Source organism: Streptomyces sp. NPDC048484 (assembly GCF_040651415.1).
In the GTDB taxonomy this organism is placed as follows: domain Bacteria; phylum Actinomycetota; class Actinomycetes; order Streptomycetales; family Streptomycetaceae; genus Streptomyces.
Map to the genome: position 1 here is coordinate 135726 of NZ_JBEZJY010000005.1, position 20685 is coordinate 156410.

At 71.6% G+C, this 20685-nt stretch carries 15 protein-coding genes and 1 pseudogene; 10 read left to right on the forward strand and 6 right to left on the reverse strand.

The window, feature by feature from the left end; translation table 11 throughout:
• The first annotated feature begins 2 nt into the window (after positions 1–2).
• Positions 3–602 carry an adenylosuccinate lyase gene (locus AB0D14_RS06850; RefSeq protein WP_362775579.1) on the forward strand — a complete coding sequence of 200 codons (600 nt, stop codon included), beginning with the start codon at positions 3–5 and terminating at the stop codon, positions 600–602.
• Between the two features lie 356 nt (positions 603–958).
• On the opposite strand, the gene AB0D14_RS06855 is transcribed toward AB0D14_RS06850, so the two are convergent.
• The 6 genes and pseudogenes from AB0D14_RS06855 to rph form a co-directional block, all read right to left on the reverse strand.
• Complete coding sequence (locus AB0D14_RS06855) at positions 959–1588, reverse strand: response regulator transcription factor (protein ID WP_362775580.1); 630 nt, start codon at positions 1586–1588, stop codon at positions 959–961.
• A 559-nt stretch (positions 1589–2147) separates the two neighbouring features.
• Positions 2148–2674: pseudogene (locus AB0D14_RS06860) on the reverse strand (GNAT family N-acetyltransferase).
• 23 nt (positions 2675–2697) lie between these two features.
• Complete coding sequence (locus AB0D14_RS06865) at positions 2698–3096, reverse strand: RidA family protein (protein ID WP_362775582.1); 399 nt, start codon at positions 3094–3096, stop codon at positions 2698–2700.
• A 66-nt stretch (positions 3097–3162) separates the two neighbouring features.
• A complete protein-coding gene (locus AB0D14_RS06870; RefSeq protein WP_362775584.1) occupies positions 3163–4755 on the reverse strand; it encodes an alpha/beta hydrolase in 1593 nt (530 codons plus the stop codon).
• A gap of 208 nt (positions 4756–4963) precedes the next feature.
• Positions 4964–5974 (reverse strand): Rv2578c family radical SAM protein, encoded by a 1011-nt coding sequence (locus tag AB0D14_RS06875; protein WP_362775586.1) that lies wholly within the window; start codon positions 5972–5974, stop codon positions 4964–4966.
• Positions 5975–6096: 122 nt separating this feature from the next.
• The gene (gene rph, locus AB0D14_RS06880; RefSeq protein ID WP_362775588.1) at positions 6097–8721 is read right to left on the reverse strand and encodes a rifamycin-inactivating phosphotransferase; all 2625 of its coding nucleotides are present in this window, start codon (positions 8719–8721) and stop codon (positions 6097–6099) included.
• Between the two features lie 313 nt (positions 8722–9034).
• Between rph and AB0D14_RS06885 the strand changes: the two genes are divergently transcribed.
• From AB0D14_RS06885 to AB0D14_RS06925, 9 genes are all read left to right on the forward strand, one after another.
• Complete coding sequence (locus AB0D14_RS06885) at positions 9035–9478, forward strand: SRPBCC family protein (RefSeq protein WP_362775589.1); 444 nt, start codon at positions 9035–9037, stop codon at positions 9476–9478.
• A gap of 258 nt (positions 9479–9736) precedes the next feature.
• A complete protein-coding gene (locus AB0D14_RS06890) occupies positions 9737–12115 on the forward strand; it encodes an MFS transporter (RefSeq protein WP_362775813.1) in 2379 nt (792 codons plus the stop codon).
• A gap of 192 nt (positions 12116–12307) precedes the next feature.
• On the forward strand, positions 12308–14767 hold the full coding sequence (locus tag AB0D14_RS06895) for a SpoIIE family protein phosphatase (protein WP_362775591.1): 2460 nt from the start codon (positions 12308–12310) through the stop codon (positions 14765–14767).
• Between the two features lie 105 nt (positions 14768–14872).
• A complete protein-coding gene (locus AB0D14_RS06900) occupies positions 14873–15595 on the forward strand; it encodes a class I SAM-dependent methyltransferase (RefSeq protein WP_362775592.1) in 723 nt (240 codons plus the stop codon).
• A gap of 123 nt (positions 15596–15718) precedes the next feature.
• Positions 15719–16921 (forward strand): FAD-binding oxidoreductase, encoded by a 1203-nt coding sequence (locus tag AB0D14_RS06905; RefSeq protein ID WP_362775594.1) that lies wholly within the window; start codon positions 15719–15721, stop codon positions 16919–16921.
• A gap of 14 nt (positions 16922–16935) precedes the next feature.
• Entirely contained in the window at positions 16936–17226 is a 291-nt protein-coding gene (locus tag AB0D14_RS06910) for a (2Fe-2S)-binding protein (RefSeq protein ID WP_362775596.1), read from the forward strand.
• Between the two features lie 28 nt (positions 17227–17254).
• Entirely contained in the window at positions 17255–18649 is a 1395-nt protein-coding gene (locus AB0D14_RS06915; RefSeq protein ID WP_362775814.1) for an FAD-dependent oxidoreductase, read from the forward strand.
• 103 nt (positions 18650–18752) lie between these two features.
• Complete coding sequence (locus AB0D14_RS06920; RefSeq protein WP_362775597.1) at positions 18753–19643, forward strand: dihydrodipicolinate synthase family protein; 891 nt, start codon at positions 18753–18755, stop codon at positions 19641–19643.
• Positions 19644–20645, forward strand: a complete 1002-nt coding sequence (locus tag AB0D14_RS06925) for a proline racemase family protein (RefSeq protein WP_362775599.1) — start codon at positions 19644–19646, stop codon at positions 20643–20645. It abuts the gene before it with no gap.
• The last annotated feature ends 40 nt before the right edge of the window (positions 20646–20685 follow it).

Sequence of the window (20685 nt, forward strand, 5' to 3'; positions counted from 1 at the left end):
TCATGGACGAAGAGTTGCGAACGCTCACTCAGCGCTTACGGCAGGAGGCGGGCGCGGCGGCGTCCTTCTCGTACGAGCGACTGGCCAAGGCCGAGGACCTCGACGAGCTGGCCGCCGTGCTCGTCGCTCCCGAACAGCCGCTCTGGGCGCGGGAACTGGCCGCCTTCCGACTCGGTGTCGCCGGTGACCGGCGGGCCTTCGAGGCGCTCGTCCTGCTGCTCAACCACCGGGATCCGCAGCGCTGCGCGTCCGCCGCGTACGCCCTGGCCCGGCTCGGTGACCCGCGTACCGCCCGGGCGGCGGCCGCCCTCGCCACCAACGAACTGCGCGTCGCCTACGCCCTCCACCCGATTCGGCTCCTGGTCGAACTGCGTGCGCCGGAGTCCGTCCCGGCCCTGATCACCACTCTGGCCCGCAGATTCCGCCCGCACGACCCGTACCGCCGGGTCGCCCTCGCCTGTGTGGAAGGCCTGGGCGCCCTGGGTGACGAAGGGGCCCGGCCCGTCCTGAACGAAGCACTCGTCCACCCGGAGCTGGCCCGGGCCGCGGCCGACGCGCTGAAGCGGCTGCCGGTCCAGCGCGCGCCACGGGAGCGGAGGTAGCGGAGGCAGTGGACGGGGGCTTGGGGCGGGGCCGCCGGGGTTCGCCCGGCGGGAGACGGGCGACCAGCAGGCGGACGAACGTCACGGGATCCGAAGTGCCGTCATCTCCGCGCGCCCGGTCCGGGCCCTGCTGCCCGGCGGCCCCTGTCCGTGCGACCGCCCGGCTGGGTGCGACATGGGATTCGGGAAGTCGCCCGGCAACGGCTCGGGCCGTTGCCGCAGGGGTCGCACATTTCGCACGATAAGCGGCGGCGGTCCGGGTCGGCATCCCCCAGGCGGGGCGAACGGCCCCCTCAGATGGGCTGATTCGTCCTTCTGCGTTCCACGTGCCCCTGCGGGCTGCGTGATGTTGCCTTCTACGTGATCTGGCGCGGCAGGATCCCCAGCCGGGTCGCCGTGACCACCGCCTCAAGCTGGCTGTGCGCACCCAGCTTGACCAGGACGCTCTTCACATGGCCGCGTACGGTGTGCCGGCTGAGGACGAGCCGGTCCGCGATCGCCTTGAGGCCGTGCCCCTGGGCGAGCAGGGCGAGCACCTCGTGCTCGCGGCGGGTCAGCCCGCACCCGTTCCGCTGTCGCTGCGGAAGCCGGGCCGTCAGCGTCGACTCCTCCACGAGCAGTTTTCCCGTGGCCGTCGTCCGGATCGCGGTGAGGATGTCCGCGAACGCGCTGTGTTTGGCGAGGAACGCCGAGGCGCCCGCCGCGACCGCACGCGTCAACTGGTCGGGTGTCGCGTCCGCGGTCAGGACGACCACCCGGGCCGAGGGGTGGGCCGCCTTCAGCAGCCGAGTGCCCTCGATACCGTCCGTGCCCGGCAGGTGAATGTCCATCAGCACCACGGAGGGTGGCCGACGGGCCGCCTCCCGCAACGCCTCGTCGACCGATCCCACCGCGTCGCCGCAGTCCAGGTCGGGCTGCGCCCCGATGGCGATGGCCAGGGCGTCGGCCAGCGCGCGCTGGTCCTCGACCACGAGGACGCGGATCATCCCGGGCCCTCCCCCTCCGGATGCCCGGCTGTCCCCGGGTCGGTTGTGGCGATGCGCTCCGAGCGTAGTGCCGCACGCCTCCGGCGAGTCCCGGACGTACCCGGAAATGTGTTCCCCATGCCTGGTCCAACGCCCCTGACAATGTCCAGAGTTGGGAGGGAATGGGAGGCGTGGCCGGTCAGCGGCAGGCGACGGGGGACACTGGAGTGCGAGACCCGTTCGCTCCTCGTGCCGTACGTGTCCGGGCTCGCCGGAGGGCCCCGCTGTGACGGCCGACCCGCGACTGATGTGTCGTGCGTAGCGACTGTCCGACCGTTGCCGGACACCAGGCGTCGACGGCGTGGCCGAACCGGAACGGGCGGCGTGTGAAAGGGGGACGTGTGGGGGCCCTCACCGGGCTGCGTGCCACGCCGCTGCCCGGACGCTCCGTGACCGGCGGCTCGCGGACGGGGCATGGCGTGAAGGAGCGGGGGGACATGAGGGGTACCGGTTCGGCGGACGGGACGGCGAATCGGCGTGCCGTGTTCTGTGTGCGCCTTCCCCGGGAGAGGAGTTCCCCTCAGCCGGCGCCCCGTACCTCCCCGACGCCGCCCAGCCCCCGGACGTAACGCACTTCGGGCACCTCGACACCCTCGACCTCGAAGGCCTCCTCGGCGCCGTCCGCGACGAATCCGCCTTTTTCGTAGAAGCGGCGCGCGCTCGCGTTCCCCCGGAGCACCCAGAGCAGTATCCGGTCGTGCCCCGCGGTGGCGCAGCGCGTGACCGACTCGCGCAGCAGGGTGCGGCCCACACCGCGCCCGACCCGGTCGGGGGCGACGTAGATCGCGTACAACTCGGCGCCCCCGGTGCGCCGTTCACCGTCGCGGTACGGGCCGTGGCAGGACCAGCCGACGACCTCGCCGGCCCACTCCGCCACGAGGTTCACCACGCCCTCAGCCGCCTGCTCGAAGTGCGTCCGTCGACGCAGAACCTCGGCCGCCACGTCGAGCCCGTCGAGGTACCCGACCGGGGCATCAATCCCTGGTACGCGCTCTGCCAGCCGCGTACGCGGATCTCCGCCACGCGGGGACAGTCGGCCAGGGTCATCTCGCGGACGGCGGGACCGTGGCTCACGCGGGTACCACCGCGAACGCCTCTATCTCCATCAGGAACTCCGGCCGTACGAGGGCGGCGACCTGCACGGCCGAGGCGGCCGGCAGGCGGTCCGGTGAGATGTGCTCGTCCCGGGCCGCGCGGACCGCCGGCATGTGGGCCATGTCCGTGACGAAGAAGGTCAGCTTGATCACGTCGTCGAAGCCGGCGCCTGCCGCGGCCAGACAGCGCCGCAGGTTCTCGAAGACCTGACGGGCCTGCGCCGCCGGATCGCCCTCGCCGACGAGCCCGCCGTCCTCGTCGAGCGCCAGCTGGCCCGAGACCGCCACGAAGCGGCCCGTGCCCATGACGACATGTGAGTACGCGGCTGCGGGGGCGACCCCGTCGGGGGCGGGGATGCGGATCGGTCCGGTCATGGATCAATCCTGCACCACCGCACTGACAACGCCCCCGACGGGCGGTCGCCGCTCAGCCGCCGGGGCTCAGCCCCGGAAGCCGATCAGCCCGTGCAGCGCCGCCGCGCGCGAGCCCGCGGCGGCCTTCGCGCTCAGCGGCTTCGGGTCGGGCAGTTTCCTGCACACCGCGTCGGCCCCGCCGCCGCCGCGCGGCACCCTGCCATCGGTCAGATAGGTGGCCAGATGCTTGTCCAGGCAGGTGTTCCCGCTCAGTGTGATGCCGTGGTTGCCGCCGCCCTGCTCGACCACCAGGCTGGAGCCGCTCAGCAGGTGATGCGCCATGACACCGCCCTCGTACGGAGTGGCGGCGTCGTCCGTCGCCTGGAACAGCAGCACCGGCGGCACCGAGTCGTTCGAGACGTCCACCGGCTCGGCCGAGTCCGTGGGCCAGAACGCGCACGGCGCGTTGTACCAGGCGTTGTTCCAGGTCAGGAACGGCGCCTTCTCGTACACCGCCCAGTTGTCGTCGCGCCACTTGTCCCAGTCGCGCGGCCAGTGCGCGTCACGGCACTGCACCGAGGTGTAGACGCTGTAGCCGTTGGCGCCCGCGGCGTCGACGGCGCCGAAGTTCTCGTACGCCTCGACCAGCGGGTCGTCGTTCTTGTCCTTCACGTAGGCCGCGAACGCCTCGGCGAGATGCGGCCAGTAGCCGTTGAAGTAGCCGCCCGGGGAGAAGGTGTCCTCCAGTTCGGAGGCGCCGACCTTCTTGTCCGCGGGCTTCTTCGCCAGCGCCGCCCGCATCTTGTACCAGGCCGTCTCGATCTTCTCCGGATCGGTGCCGAGCCGGTATGCGGCGTTGTGCTTGGCCACCCAGGCCATGAAGGCCCGGTGGCGGGAGTTGAAGGCGTGGTCCTGCGCGATGTTGTCGTCGTACCACACCCCGGTGGGGTCGACGACGGAGTCGAGCACCATGCGCCGCACGCGCTGCGGGTAGAGCTTCGCGTACACGGCGCCCAGGTAGGTGCCGTACGAGTACCCGAAGTAGTTGATCTTCTTGGCGCCGAGAGCGCGCCGGATCGCGTCCATGTCCCGGACCGCGCTCACCGTGTCGATGTACGGCAGCAGATGCCCGTACTTGGCCCCGCAGGCCTTCGCGAAGGCCTGGACACGGTGGAGGTTGGCCTTCTCCAGGGCGCGGCTGGTCGGCAGCGAGTCCGGCCGCACCGGGGCGAAGTGTCCCGGCCTGCAGTTCAGGGCGGGCCTGCTCGCGCCGACCCCGCGCGGGTCGAAGCCGATGACGTCGTACTGGGCCGCCACCTTCTTCGGCAGCGAGGCCGCGACGAACCCGGCGAGGGCGAGGCCGCTGCCGCCGGGGCCGCCCGGATTCACCAGCAGAGGCCCCTGGTACGTCTTCTTCGAGGTGTGCGGGACCCGTGACAGCGCGAGGGTGATGTTCCGGCCGTGCGGGTTCGCGTGGTCGAGCGGCACCTTCAGGGACGCACACTGGAGCGTCGGATAGCTCTTGGTGCCGCACTTCTTCCAGGTGGGCTTCGCCGTGCCGGCGGACGGGGTGGTGCGCGGGGCGTCCGCGGGGCCCGGGCTTGCACCGGCCGGGATCGCGGTGATCATTCCGGCAACCACGGCGGCGGCACCGCACAGAGCGGCTGCGCGTCGGTTCACAATGAATCGCCTCACATCGATGTACCGGGCAGGGACCCTGAGCTGTCCTGTTCCTCGGTCAGGGAGCCGCGCGTGTCACGGCCTTGGCCGTAATGTCCCGGGGTGGGCGCCGGAAGGACCCGTTCTGCCGAGAGTTGACCCCATCGGGCCGCGGGATGCGGCCGGATGCCGGGCAGGGAGTGCGGGCCGGTGCGGGTGGGAGCGCCGGTCAGAGAAAGGTGAGCTGGGTGGGCTCCGGTGCGGCCGGCTCGGGCACCGGAATCCTGCGGGGCATCCCCGCGCGCGTGGGGCCGATCCCGTACTCCTCGGCCAGTTCGTGCACCTGCCGGGTGATCCGTCGCTGGTACCACTTCGGGGCGTACGCGCCCTCCGCGTACAGCCGCTCGTACCGGCGCACCAGGTGCGGGTGATGGTGCCCCAGCCAGCTCATGAACCACTCGCGTGCCCCGGAGCGCAGGTGCAGCACGAGCGGGGTCACCGAGCTCGCGCCGGACGCGGCGATCGCCCGTACCGTCGCGCGCAGCTGGGACGGATCGTCGCCGAGGAAGGGGATCACCGGGGCCATCAGGACCCCGCAGTCGATGCCGTTCCCGCTCAGTGTGCGAACGACGTCCAGACGGCGCTCGGGGGCGGGTGTGCCCGGCTCCACGGTCCGCCACAGCTCCTGGTCCGTGAAGCCCACGGAGACGGAGATCCCGACCTCGGTGACGGCGGCCGCCTGCTTCAGGAGGTCGAGGTCGCGCAGGATCAGCGTGCCCTTCGTGAGGATCGAGAAGGGGTTCGCGTGGTCGCGCAGGGCCGCGATGATGCCGGGCATCAGCTGGTAGCGGCCCTCGGCCCGCTGGTAGCAGTCCACGTTCGTGCCCATCGCGATGTGCTCACCGAGCCAGCGCCGCGAGCCGAGGTGCTGCCGCAGCAGCTCCGGGGCGTTCACCTTCACCACGATCTGGCTGTCGAAGCCGAGGCCGGTGTCGAGGTCCAGATAGCTGTGGGTCTTGCGGGCGAAACAGTAGACGCACGCGTGCGTGCACCCCCGGTAGGGATTGACCGTCCACTCGAAGGGCATCCGCGAGGCGCCCGGCACGCGGTTGACGATCGACCGGGCCCGGATCTCGTGGAAGGTGATTCCGCGGAACTCCGGCGTGTCCGAGTTGTCGTCGGACACGTATGCCAGAGCGAGTTGCCCGAGAGGTCTGTCCTTCTGACTGTCCCAGCGCATGAGCGCTCCCGTTGGTTGGGTCCGTTCGTGCCCTGAATAGAACACCCGTTCCCATCCGGGGGTCAAGCCGACCCCCGGCAGGCGCAGCCCCTCATGTCTGTGTTGTCGGCGTGTGTTGTCGGTCAAGGCAGGAGCTCGACGTACCCGTCGGTCCCGTGCACGCGGATCCGCTGCCCGTCCCGGATCAGCCGGGTGGCCTGCTCCACGCCCACGACGGCCGGCAGGCCGTACTCCCGGGCGATCACCGCGCCATGGGTCATCAGGCCGCCCACCTCCGTCACCAGCCCCGCGATCGCGACGAACAGCGGGGACCAGCTGGGGTCCGTGAAGGTCGTGACCAGGATGTCGCCCGCTTCGAGATCGGCCTGCGCCAGGTCAAGGACGACGCGGGCCCGTCCCTCGATGGTCCCGGCGGAAACCGGCAGGCCGATCAGGGCGCCGGCCGGCACGTCGTCGCGCCGGTACGCCCCGGTGACGGCCTCACCGTCCGAGGTGAGCACCCGGGGCGGGGTGAGTGCGTGGTACGACCGGAACGCGTCCTTGCGCTGCTGGATGAGCCGGCCGTCCACCTGGTTCGAGCGCACGACGTCGTGGAGTTCCTGGAACGTGAGGTAGAAGATGTCCTCCTTCTCGGGAAGCACGCCTGCCTGTACGAGCCGCCCGGCCTCCTCCAGCAGGGCCCGCTTGTAGACGAAGTAGCGGCTGACGATCCCGTACTTCGGGTACTCCCGGTAGCCGATGAAGGCTCTGACCTGGTCGATCATCCGCTTGGCCTCGTCGGCCATCCGGTCCCCGCCCGGCAGGGCCCGCAGGCGTGCCAGCACGTCCTGTTCCTTCTTCTGCGCCTTCAGCCGCCCTTGTTCGAAGCGCCGCTCGGCGGCGCCCGGCTCGAAGTTCCTTACGTTGTCGAGGATCACGGGCACGAGCGTGGTGGGGCGCTCGCGCCAACGCGGCCTCGTGATGTCGATCTCGCCGACGCAGCGCATGCCGTACCGGTCGAGGTAGGTCTCCATGGCGTCGCGTGCTTCGGCCCCGCCCGGGAGCTTCGTCAGCTCGTCCAGGAAGGCTTCGTCCTCGACGGACTCGACGTCCTGCAGGAACGCCACCACCTCCGGCCGCGGGCGGATCACGTCCGCGACGTCCAGCAGCGCCAGTCCCATCTCCGACGTGATGTTGTCGGGGGCGGACAGCGTGAGCGTGTCGGCCGCGTTCTTCTCGCCCAGCCACTCCTGCAGCCGGTCGTTGAGCCACCACGTGGCCTCCATCCCCGCCAGGATCGCCTGGAGGTTCAGCGGATCACCGAGGACTCGCTTGTGCTCCTCGAAGGCCTCCAGCAGGAAGTCGAACAGCGCCGGGCCGCTCTTCGTCCGGATGTCGCGCTCCAGGGCGGCGACGGACGTCCGGCTGCGCTCGATCAGCCCGGTGACGATGGCCGGGTCGGCCTCGACCGGGGCGGACGTGCCACCGGCCGGCGGCCCTCCGGGATGCGCGTCAGGCAGCGACGGGACGAAGTCCTCGTGGTCGAGGACGGTCTCCAGGGCGTCCCTGACCAGCGGATCGCCCTTCCCCATGAGGTCCAGGAGGCCGGCGCGGCTCGCGGGCGAGGCCAGGCGCCGGGTGACGTCGACGAACAGCCTCCCGCCGGCCTCGTGCATCGCCACCATGGCCGTCAGCTGCCACATCGAGAACCCCAGGGGCTTCATGGGGTCGGTCATCATCTGCTGGTGGCCGACGGAGACGTAGACGTGATTCTCCTGGTCAGCGGCCTCGGGGATGGGGAACAACGTCGTGATCGGGCGGCTCTGAACGATCCGGAAGTCGTCGTCGACCAGGCACCATTCGATGTCCTGCGGGCGGCCGAAGTGCGCTTCGATCCGCCGCCCGAGCTGCACGAGCCGCACGACCTGCGCATCCGTCAGCGACGGCTGCTCCTGCCGCTGCGCGTCGATCGCCACTTCCCGCGTACCGCCCGCAGGCAGGGCGTACACGGCACGCTGCTTGGCGGCGATCGTCCTGGCGACGACCTCGCCGTGTCGCACCTTGAAGACATCCGGGTTCACCAGGCCGGAGACCAGGGCCTCGCCGAGGCCGAAGCCGGCGTCCACGGTGGCGACCTTCCGGTTGCCCGTGACGGGGTCGGCCGTGAACAGGATGCCGGCCGCGTGCGGGAGGACCATCCGTTGCACGACCACGGCCATGTGGACCGTACGGTGGTCGATGCCGTTGCGCCGGCGGTAGGTCACGGCCCGCTCGGTGAACAGCGAGGCCCAGCACCGGCTGACGTGCTGAAGGATCGCCGTCGGCCCGACGATGTTCAGGTACGTGTCCTGCTGGCCGGCGAAGGAGGCCGTCGGCAGGTCCTCCGCCGTCGCGCTGGAGCGGACGGCGCAGGCGGCCTGCTCGCCGAGCCCGGCGAGCGCGCGGGTGATCGCCGCCGCGAGATCGTCCGGGATGGCGATCCCTTCGATGGTACGGCGGATCTGCGCGCTGAGCGTGCCGATCGCCTCCCGGTCGTCCGGGTCCAGGCGCGACAACTGATCGAGCCGGTCGTCGATCGACGGCGCTTGCGCCATGATCCGCCGGAAGGCGTCCGTCGTCACGCAGAAGCCCCCCGGCACACGGACGCCTTCGATCCGCGACAGCCCGCCCAGGTGTGCGCCCTTGCCGCCCACGACCGCGACCTGCGTCTCGTCAACCTCTTGAAGATCCAACACGTACTGCTCGTTCGCCGACGACAACACACGCACGTCGTGCCCTCATTTCCGCAGGTTGTGGCATGAGTCGACGATTCTGCGCCGTGACCCGGGTCTTGTGGCAAGCCCCCCGGTGCGCTATACGTTGAGAGTGGCGAGGAGAGAGTTCTCCTTGCCTTTTCTCTTTGCCGTGGGTCGTCCGAGGCGCGTGTGACCGTGCGCGGACTGTCGATGCCTTCCCGCGGACCCCGGGGGGGCCCCGGTACAACCCCGACAGCACCCCGACAGGACCCCGATTTGGGCGGCTCGGCCGCGTGATGGTTGGCTGAGCGCTGACGTCCGAGATCCCGAGTGCTGGAGGAACGCAATGGCGCAGGTCGAGGCCACCACGGAGCGAGTCGTAGCGGGTCAGCCGGACGACGTGTTCGATGCGCTGGCCGACTACAACGGCACGCGTTCGAAGCTCCTGACCGAGCACTTCAGCGAGTACGAGGTGCGCGAGGGCGGCGACGGTGAGGGAACCCTCGTCCACTGGAAGCTCCAGGCCACCAGCAAGCGGGTCCGCGACTGCCTGCTGGAGGTGACCGAGCCCACCGACGGCGAACTGGTGGAGAAGGACCGCAACTCCTCGATGGTGACCACCTGGCGGGTCACCCCGGCCGGTGAGGGCGCGTCCCGGGTCGTCGTCACGACCGTCTGGGACGGCGCGGGCGGCGTCGGCGGCTTCTTCGAGAAGACCTTCGCGCCCAAGGGCCTCGGCCGTATCTACGACGGGGTGCTGGCGAACCTCGCCACCGAGGTGGAGAAGTAACACCCCCTGAGCCGCCGAATTCGGGACGCTCACCGTTTCGAGTGGTTCTCGGCAGGGCTCAGTTGTCCGTCGCAGGGCTCCCACCGGCGGATACGTCCGTCGCGACCCGCCTCGGGTGACTCGTCGCGCTTGCTCCCAGATGTCGCGTAATGCGAGAAATGGGCCGCGCAGGCGCGACGAGGGGAGCAACACGTGGGCCGGACGGCTCTGGCGGAGAGCGGACAAGAGGTTTCGGCTCCGGCGCCGGACACGCCCCAAGTGCCCCCGCGGTTCCCGCAGTCGAAGGCCCTCGGACCACGCCGCCTGCGCCTGGTCTTCTCCGCGCTCATGCTGGCGCTGCTGCTCGCAGCGCTGGAGCAGATGATCGTCGCCACCGCGCTCCCGACGATCGTCGGAGAGCTGCACGGCCTGGACAGGATGTCCTGGGCGATCACCGCGTACCTGCTCACCGCGACCGTGGGGCTCCCGGTCTACGGCAAGTTCGGTGATCTCTACGGCCGCAAGGGCGCCTTCCAGTTCGCGATCGCCGTCTTCGTGATCGGGTCCGCGCTGGCCGGACGGTCGCGCACCATGGACCAGCTGATCGCCTTCCGTGCCCTCCAGGGTGTCGGCGCCGGTGGTCTCCTGACCGGCGTACAGGCGATCCTCGCGGACATCGTGCCGCCCCGGGAACGGGCCCGCTACATGGGGCTGATCGGCGCCGCGTTCGGCCTCGCGTCGGTCGCCGGCCCGCTGCTCGGCGGCTACTTCACCGATCACCTCTCCTGGCGCTGGTGCTTCTACCTCAACGTGCCCTTCGGCCTGGTCGCCATGGTCGTCGTGGCCGTCGTCCTCGAACTGCCGAAACCCACCGTCCCACCACGTCCCGACGTCCTGGGCGCCCTGCTGCTCGCCGCCGCCTCGACCTGCCTCGTGCTGCTGACCGGTTGGGGCGGCACGGAGTACGCGTGGGACTCGCGCGTCGTCCTCGGACTCGCCGCCGGAGCCGCCGCCTCGGCCGTGCTCTTCCTGCTCGCCGAGCACTTCGCGGCCGAACCCCTCATCCCGCTGCGGCTGTTCCGCGACGCGGTCTTCAACATCACCGGTCTGGTGGGCGTGATCGTCGGTGTCGCCCTCTTCGGCGCGGCCGGCTATCTGCCCACGTACCTGCAGATGGCCGACGGCGCCACCGCCACCGAGTCCGGCCTGCTGATGCTCCCGATGACGGGCGGGATCGTCGGGGCCTCGGTCGTCTCGGGCCACCTCATCAGCCGCAGCGGCCACTACAAGGTCTATCCGATCCTCGGCGGCGCCCTGTCCGTCATCGGCATGTGGCTCCTGTCGCGGCTCGCAGCCGATACGCCCCGGCTGCACTTCAGCGTGTGGACGGCGGTGCTCGGCGCCGGAATCGGCCTGGTCATGCCGGTGCTGGTCCTCGCCGTGCAGAACTCCGTGCACCCGCGCGACCTCTCCACCGCGACCGGAGCCAACACCTACTTCCGGCAGATCGGCGGCAGCGTCGGTGCGGCGGTCTTCGGCGCGCTCCTCACCGACCGGCTCGCCGACTCCCTCGCCGAACGGCTGCCCGCCGGGGCCGGCCTGCCCGACCCCGAGTCCGTCACCCCGCAGCTCGTCCACGCGCTGCCCGCCGAACTGCGGGAGGGCTACATCGCGGCGTACACCGACGCGATGCCGCGGATCTTCCTCCACCTCGTACCGGTGCTCGTCCTGGGCCTGCTCGTCGCCTGCTTCCTCAAGGAGAAACCGCTGGTGTCCCAGCACACGCCCCCCGCAGCTCCCGAGACCGCACCCCCCAAGGCACCCGCACCCCCACCCCCACCCCCCAATGCCCCCACACCCCTCGACGCCCCCATTCCGGGCGCCCGTTCGCCGTACGCGGCCGGGGCCCCCGTCCGCGGCACCGTGCGGCACCCCGACGGCACGGTCGTGCCCCGTGCCGCGCTCACCCTCATCGACGGCGCGGGGCAGCAGATCGTCCGGGGCGCGAGCGGCGAGGACGGACGGTACGCGCTGTCGACGCCCGGCGCGGGGGCGTACGTCCTCATCGCCGCGGCCGGCGGGCACCAGCCGCAGGCGGTCGGCGTCACCGTCGGGGAGCGGCCCGTCGAACTGGACGTGGTGCTCGGCGGCGCGGGCCGGCTGGCGGGGAACGTGGTCACGGCGGACGGAACACCGGTGCGGGACGCGACCGTCACGCTCACCGACGTGCACGGTGAGGTGGTCGCCACGACACGCAGCGGACGGGAGGGCGGCTATGTCATCACGGAGCTGGTGGCAGGGGAGTACACGCTGGCCGCAAGCGCTCCGGCCTTCCGCCCGGCCGCCCAGCCCGTCAGTGTGCGGGCCGCCCGGGAGAGCCGGCAGGATGTCGAACTCGCGGGCGGGGCGGTGCTGCGGGGGACCGTGCGCGCCAGCGGGGGCCGGCCTGTCGAGGACGCGCGGGTGACCCTGCTCGACGCCGGGGGGAACGTGGTGGACACGCTGACCACCGGGGGCGACGGGGCGTTTCGGTTCATCGACCTGTCGTCCGGGGAGTACACGGTCATCGCGGCCGGCTACCCGCCGGTGGCCACCGTGTTGCAGGTGGCCGGGGGCGGGAGGGCGGACCGGGACCTCCAGTTGGGGCATGAGGACTGAGGGGGCGGCCGGACACGGTGCCGGTGGGGGCTGGGCGCGCCCCGCGGCGCAGCGGCACATGTCACCGCCCCGCGCCCCCTGCGGTGCGCCGGGGCAATTCGGGGATTGCCACACATGGCCACCGGGCGCGGTCGTACCGTGGTTGTCGTGGCGGCGCAGATCTTGCGGACCGCGGGAGAGAGGGCCTGAGCCATGGACCGTGGCACCGAGAGGGACGCACCTCCCGGCCGCGCGGCCGGGAACGGGGTCGCCGCGGCCGGACGGATTCCGCTGGCCGTGGTGGTGGTGGACCGTGCGGGACTGGTCTCGCACTGGAGCCGGGGCGCCCGGCGCCTCTTCGGTACCGCCAGGGAAGAGGCCGTCGGCCGTCCCGTCGTCGATCTACTGCCCGTCTCCGGCGCTCTGCCCGAAGACGATGAGAGCGCGCCCTACGGAGGCTACGCCGCGTACGACGGGCTCGGGCCCGACCTCGAATCCTCCCTGGACGGCGGACTGTCCTACCCGGCGGCGGGCCGCGCGCGACTGACCTCGGCGGACGGCGACCGAATCGATGTCCTGTGGTGGGCGTATCCGCTGGTGGGACCGGGCCGGGAGCGGCTGCTGGTCCTCGCCGCGGACGCGGGCGCGCTGCGTCACGAGGACGCCGGCGCGGGTGCGGCCGTCGAGCGCATCGCGCCCGGATTCGCGCTGCACACCGACTTCCCGGGCTCCGAGGAACTGGCGGGCAGACTGCCCGAGATCCTGCCGAGCATGAGCGTCGGCGAAAGCGCCCGCATCGTCGCCCAGGTCCTCGAACTCGGCTATCCCATCCTGGAGTTCAGCCAGAACGACCGGGTCCCCGTCACCCCCGACTGGGGCGTGCCGCGGCGCGCCGAGCGCAAGGCGCGCCAGGAGCGGGCGGCCGCGGCGGCCGTGTCCGGTGAACCCCTGCCGCCGGACGCCGAGGACGAGGGCGAGGACCTTGAGTACGCCGCCGTACGGGAGCGGCTGGAGTTCCTGAACGAGGTCAGCGGACGCATCGGCACCTCGCTCGACCTGTCCCGCACCATCGTCGAGGTCAGCCGGGCCGTCGTGCCCCGCTTCACGGACGTGGCCGGGACCTATCTGCGCGAACAGGTCGTCGCCGGTGAGGGCTTCTCCGAGGGTGTGCCCGACACGACCACGATGTGGCACCGGGTCGCGCTGGAGCACACGGACGAGCCGGGCCGCTGGGACGACGTCGTGCCGGTCGGCGAGGCCATGCCCTTCCCGGCGCACACCCCGTTCTTCCAGTGCATGACCACCGGCGAACCCGTCCTCGTGCCCCGCATCAGCGAGCAGTTGGGCCACATGATCGCCGCGCAGTTCGAGAAGCGCGACATCCGGCCCCTCATCACGGGCCGCTCCATGCTGGTCGTGCCCCTCAAAGCACGGAACGTGGTCCTCGGCTTCATGATCCTGCTGCGCCACCCGGAGCGCGTCGAGTTCAACGACATGGACCGCGTAACCGGCGCCGAACTCGCCGCGCGCGCCGGGCTCGTGCTGGACAACGCCCGCATGTACACGTACCAGGAGAGCGTCGCCGAGACCCTCCAGGACAGCATGCTGCCGCACATCGCCCCGCGGATGTCCGGCTGTGACATCGCGACCCGCTATCTGCCGGGCACACTGCTCGGGCGGGTCGGCGGCGACTGGTTCGACTCGGTCAAACTGCCCGGATCACGGACGGCACTCGTCGTCGGCGACGTGATGGGCCATGGCCTCAACTCGGCCGCGATGATGGGGCAGTTACGCACCGCGGTGCAGACCATGGCCGCCCTCGACCTGCCGCCCGCCCAACTCCTGCGCAATCTCGACGACTTGGCGCAGCGACTGGGCGAGCACTATCTCGCGACCTGTCTGTACGCGATCTACGACCCGATCGCGAGCGAGCTGGAGATCGGCAACGCGGGCCACATCCCGCCCGTGCTGGTCCGCGCCGAGAACGGCCACAGTGATCTGCTCGACCTGCCGACGGGCGCGCCCATCGGGGTCGGCGGGGTGCCCTTCGAGTCCGTACGGGTACGGGTGGCGCCCGGCGACCGGCTCGTGATGTGCACCGACGGCCTGGTCGAGGTGCGCGGCGAGGACATCGGCGTCGGCCTCGCCACGCTCTGCGAGTCCGCGGCCCATCCGGCCGCGTCCATGGACGACGCGTGCGACACCATCATCCGCGCGCTCAACACTCGTGGCGGCCGCAAGGACGACGTGGCGCTCCTGATGGCCCGGCTCAACGGCATCGAGCCCGAGGACGTCGCCCAGTGGCGGATCGGGCACGACCCGCAGGAGGTCGGCAGGGCGCGCGCCGTGGTCCGCGAACAGCTGCACGTGTGGGGTCTCGCCTCCCTCACGGAGGTCACTGAGCTGCTGGTGAGCGAGCTTGTCACCAACGCCGTACGGCACTCCCACAGCAGGCCGATCGACCTCAGACTGGTCCGGGGCGACACCCTGTTGTGCGAGGTGGACGACGACGACCACACCCTGCCGACGCTGCTCAGTGCCGGCCCGCTCGACGACGCCGGTCGGGGAATGCGTCTGGTCAGCACGCTGGCGCGCGAGTGGGGGACCAGCCGGACCAACTCCGGCAAGACGGTGTGGTTCGAGCTGACGGTGCCGCGTCGCCGGCCTGTCTGACGGTTCCTTTCTGCCACGCGACGCCTTGTCGCTTCACCTCGGGCGCGATAAACCAGACTGTCCGTCACTTTTCGGCGGTCCGCGGTCGCATCCTGGGGAGCTGGCATGAGCGTGACTACTCGGTACAGAGAGGCCTGGGAGGGCTTCTGGCGTGAGGCTCCCGCCGAGCAGGGAGCCGTCTTCTGGGACGCCGAGCCCGCGCTCACCGTGGGTGTCCATCTCGCCTTGTTGGAACCGCACCTGGCCGCTCCCGGGCTGCCTCTCGTGGACCTCGGCTGCGGCAACGGCACGCAGACGCGGTTTCTCGCCGACCGCTACCCGAGGGTCGTCGGCGCCGACCTGTCGGCCGCGGCCCTCGACCACGCCCGGCTCGCGGACCCGGCGGGCCAGGCCTCCTACCGGCTGTTCGACGCGGTGGAGAAGGCCGAGGCGGAGATGCTGCACGCCGAACTCGGTGACGCCAACGTCTATATGCGGGGCGTCCTGCATCAGTGCGAGCCAGCCGACCGGCAGGCGCTCGTCGACGGGCTGGCCGCGCTCGTGGGGGACCGGGGGCGCGCGTTCGTCGTCGAGCTCGCCGAGGCGGCCGGGGTTGTACTGCGCGGGCTCGCCCAGCAGCCCGGGGGGCCGCCGGCGAAACTCGCGCCCGTCTTCCGGCACGGGATCGCGCCCGGGGAGGTGGCCGACGCCGCCGTCCCCGAGTATCTGCGGGCCGCAGGGCTTGTCGTGCTGGCGAGTGGGGAATTGCCGCTGGTCACGACGGAGTGCCGTGCCGACGGGGCGCGGATCGAGTTGCCCTCACGGTGGGTGGTGGTGGGGCGCGGCTGATGGGTGGTGCGTCGGCGGGCGCGGGTGCGGGGGCGGGTGTGTGTGGCCGGTCGCGCCCGGCGGCAGGGCCGGCGGGGTCGGCAGTCCCTTGGCCCACTCTGAGGTATGTGACATAGTACTGACGTGAGCAACTCGCTGACCTGCGATGTCGTGGTCGTCGGGGCCGGGATGGTCGGGGCGGCGAGCGCCCTGTACGCGGCTCGGGCGGGGCTGAGTGTTGTCCTGGTGGACCGCGGTCCGGTGGCCGGCGGTACGACCGGTGCGGGCGAGGGCAATCTGCTTGTCTCCGACAAGGAGCCGGGTCCCGAGCTCGAACTCGCGCTGCTCTCCGGACGGCTGTGGGCCGACCTCGCCGCCGAGCCCGGCGTGGGAGCGTCGATGGAGTACGAGGCCAAGGGCGGTCTTGTTGTCGCCTCCGGGCCCGAGGGGCTGGTGGCGTTGGAGGGACTCGCCGCCGCACAGCGCTTGGCCGGAGTGCGGGCCGTGCCCGTCGCGGCGGACCGACTTCACGACCTCGAACCGTACTTGGCGCAGGGACTCGCGGGCGGCGTGCTGTATCCGCAGGACGCCCAGGTGATGCCGACACTCGCGGCCGCCCGTCTCGTACGGCTCGCCCGCTCGGCGGGTGCCTCGCTGCGGACCGGCCGGACGGTCACGGAGGTGCTGCGCACGTCGTCTGGGGCGGTGCGCGGGCTCCGTACCTCGCACGGCGACATCCACACGCCCGCGGTCGTCAACGCGGCCGGGACCTGGGGCGGGGAAGTGGCCGCCCTGGCGGGGGTGTCCTTGCCGGTACTGCCCCGGCGCGGCTTCGTCCTCGTCACCGAGCCGCTGCCGCGCAGGGTGCGCCACAAGGTGTACGCGGCGGACTACGTGGCCGACGTGGCCAGTGACTCGGCGGCCCTGCAGACTTCCCCGGTGGTCGAAGGCACGGCGGCGGGGCCGGTGCTGATCGGGGCCAGCCGGGAGCGGGTCGGCTTCGACCGTTCCTTCTCGCTGCCCGTCACCCGGGAGCTGGCGGCGAGGGCGATCCTGCTGTTCCCCTTCCTGGCAGAGGTGCGGGCCATGCGCGCCTACCTCGGCTTCCGCCCGTACCTGCCGGACCACCTCCCCGCCATCGGGGCCGACGCGCGTGTGCCCGGCCTCTTCCACGCGTGCGGGCACGAGGGTGCGGGGATCGGACTCGCCACGGGAACAGGCCACCTGATCGCGCAGCTGCTGGCGGACAAGACGCCCGACCTGGATCTCGCGCCGTTTCGCCCCGACCGCTTTTCCGGCCGCTCGCCTGATCTTTCTCCCGATCCGTCAGCCGAGGAGGGCTTGTGACGCCGCGTACGCCCATGAGGCTGGCCAGGGCCCGGCCGGAACCGTCCTTCACGGTCACGTTCGACGACCGTGAGATAGCCGTCCTTCCCGGCCAGACGATCGCGGCCGCCCTGTGGTCGGCGGGTGTCATGTCCTGGCGTACGACCCGGGGGAGTGGCGAGCGGCGCGGAGTCTTCTGCGGGATCGGGGTGTGCTTCGACTGCCTGCTGACCGTCAACGGGCAGCCCAATCAACGGGCTTGCCTGGTGCGTGCGGAACCCGGCGACGTGATCCGCACGCAGGAAGGGACCGGGCATCATGACTGAACGACCCACCATGACCGAACGACGCACCATGACCGGACGACCCCGGCTCGCGGTGATCGGGGCGGGCCCCGCCGGGCTCGCCGCCGGCCTCGCCGCCGCCGCGCGCGGCGTACCGGTAACCCTCGTGGACGCCGCCCCGGACGCCGGCGGGCAGTTCTACCGCCAGGCCGCCGCCGGCCTCGGTGTCCGCCGCCCCTGGGCCCTGCACCACCAGTGGCGTACCTGGGAACGACTCCGTGACGGCCTCGCGGCGCACATCGCGGCGGGGCGCGTCAACCACCTGACGGGCCATCATGTGTGGTCCGTGGAGGGCGAGTCCGGTGCTTTCATCGTGCACGCTCTGCACGGGCGCGAGCAGGAGGAGTCCGTCGCGGTCCGCGCCGATGCCGTACTCCTCGCGACCGGCGGGTACGAGAAGGTACTGCCGTTCCCCGGCTGGACCCTCCCGGGAGTCGTCACGGCGGGCGGGGCGCAGGCCATGCTCAAGAGCGGGCTCGTACTGCCGGGCCGTACCGTCGTGGTCGCCGGGACCGGGCCGCTGCTGATGCCCGTGGCCGTCGGACTGGCCGCGGCCGGGGCGGAGGTGGCCGCCCTTGTGGAGTCCGCCGACCCCAGGGCCTTCGTGCGGCACGCCCGGGTCCTCGCCGCTCATCCGGACAAGCTCGCCGAGGGCGCCCGGTACGCCGCCGGGCTGGCGCGGCACCGGGTCGGGGTCCATGTCCGGCACGCCGTCGTCGAGGCGCACGGCACCGACCGGCTCGAAGCCGTGACCGTGGCCGCGCTCGACACCGACGGACGGGTCAGGGACGGCAGCGAGTGGCGCGTCCCCTGCGACAGCCTCGCCGTCGGCCACGGCATGCTTCCGCACACAGACCTCGCCGAGACGCTCGGCTGCCGCCTCGACGGGGTGAACGTCGCCGTGGACGACGAGCAGCGAACCGACGTACCGGGCGTCTGGGCCGCCGGCGAGACCACCGGGATCGGCGGCGCGGCGCTCTCGCTGGCCGAGGGCCGGATCGCGGGGCTGTCGATCGCGGCCCGGCTGGACTCGCGGGCCCCGGAGCCGAGTTCGTACGCACCGGTCGCCAAGGCGCGTGCCGGGCTGCGGGAGTTCTTCGCCGCGGTCGACAGCGTCTGTGATCCGCCGGCCCGTTGGGCCGAACGGGTCGGGGACGACACCCTCGTGTGCCGCTGCGAGGAAGTGCCCGCCTCCGCGATCCGGGAAGCCGTCGACGAGCTCGGCGCCGGGGACGTACGCACCGTGAAACTGCTGACCCGCGCCGGGATGGGCTGGTGCCAGGGCCGGATGTGCGGCCCGGCGGTCGCGGGGCTCGCGGGATGCCCGCCGACGCCCTCGCGACGGCCGTTCGCCCGGCCCGTACCCCTCGGTGTGCTGGCGCGCGAGCCCGGCGAATCCCCCTGACACGCACGCCTGACGCGACACACGCGCCAGACATCAACGCCCGACTTGAACGCCCGACTTGAACGCCCGACACGAACGTCCTCCGGATCGGATGGGAACCCTCATGACCGACAACCGCCCCTGGCGCGGCGTCCTCGTCGCCACCGCACTCCCGCTCAAGGCCGACCTGTCCGTCGACTACGACGCGTACGCCGACCACTGCGCGTGGCTCGTCGGGAACGGCTGCGACGGTGTCGTACCGAACGGCTCGCTCGGCGAGTACCAGGTGCTGACCGCCGAGGAGCGCGCCAAGGTCGTGGAGACAGCCGTGGCCGCGATCGGCGGCTCGCGCGTCATGCCCGGCGTCGCCGCCTACGGCTCCGCCGAGGCCCGCCGCTGGGCGGAGCAGGCACGGGACGCCGGCTGCGCCTCCGTGATGCTGCTGCCCCCGAACGCCTACCGGGCCGACGAGCGATCGGTCCTCGCCCACTATGCCGAGGTCGCCGAAGCGGGCTTGCCGATCGTGGCGTACAACAACCCGATCGACACCAAGGTCGACCTGGTGCCCGAACTGCTCGCCAAGCTGCACGGCGAGGGCTACATCCATGGCGTCAAGGAGTTCTCCGGTGATGTGCGCCGCGCCTATCGCCTGGCCGAACTCGCCCCGGAACTGGACCTGTTGATCGGCGCCGACGACGTCCTGCTGGAGCTGGCGGTCGCGGGCGCCAAGGGCTGGGTCGCCGGCTACCCGAACGCGCTGCCCGCCGCGTCCGTCGAGCTGTACCGTGCCGCCGTGCGGGGCGACCTCGACACCGCGCTGCCCCTCTACCGGCAACTGCACCCGCTGCTGCGCTGGGACTCCCAGGTGGAGTTCGTGCAGGCGATCAAGCTGTCGATGGACATCGTCGGCCGGTACGGCGGTCCGGTGCGCCCGCCGCGTGTGACGTTGCGGGCCGACCAGAGGGCCGCCGTCCGGGCCGCCACGGAGAAGGCCGTAGCGGCAGGACTCGTCTGAATGCGCAGCAAACTCGTCCTGCACGCCGTCGACTCGCACACCGAGGGTATGCCGACCCGCGTGATCACCGGCGGCATCGGCACGGTCCCCGGCGCGACCATGAACGAACGTCGGCTCTATTTCCGTGAACACCGCGACGACATCAAGCAGTTGCTGATGAACGAGCCGCGCGGCCACTCGGCGATGAGCGGCGCGATCCTCCAGCCGTCCACCCGTCCCGACTGCGACTACGGCGTCATCTACATCGAGGTGTCGGGCTATCTCCCGATGTGCGGGCACGGGACCATCGGGGTCGCGACCGTCCTCGTGGAAACCGGCATGGTCGAGGTCGTCGAACCGGTGACGACCATCCGGCTCGACACCCCGGCCGGACCCGTCGTCGCCGAGGTCGCGGTGGAGGACGGGGCCGCCCGGTCGGTCACACTCAGGAACGTGCCGTCGTTCTCCGTCGCCCTCGACCGCAAGATCCAGCTCGCCGACGGGCGGACGGTCACCTATGACCTCGCGTACGGCGGGAACTTCTACGCGATCCTGCCGCTCGACCAGTTCGAGTTGCCCTTCGACCGGGCCCGCAAGGACGACATCCTCGCCGCCGGTCTTTCGCTGATGGACGCCATCAACGCCGAAGCGGGACCCGTCCACCCGGAGGATCCCTCCATCAGTGGCTGCCACCATGTGCACCTCATCGCTCCCGGCTCGACGGCCCGGCATTCACGGCACGCGATGGCCATCCATCCGGGCTGGTTCGACCGCTCGCCCTGCGGCACGGGCACCAGCGCGCGCATGGCCCAGCTGCACGCGCGCGGTGAACTGCCGCTGCACACCGAGTTCTTGAACGAGTCGTTCATCGGTACCCACTTCACCGGCCGCATCCACGGGACCACCGAGGTGGCCGGAATCCCGGCCGTCCTGCCCAGCTTCACCGGGCGTGCGTGGGTGACCGGCACCGCCCAGTACCTGCTCGACCCCGATGACCCGTTCCCGGCGGGGTTCGTCCTGTAGCCGCACCGCACGAGTCCAGTAGCCGTACCGGACGAGCCCA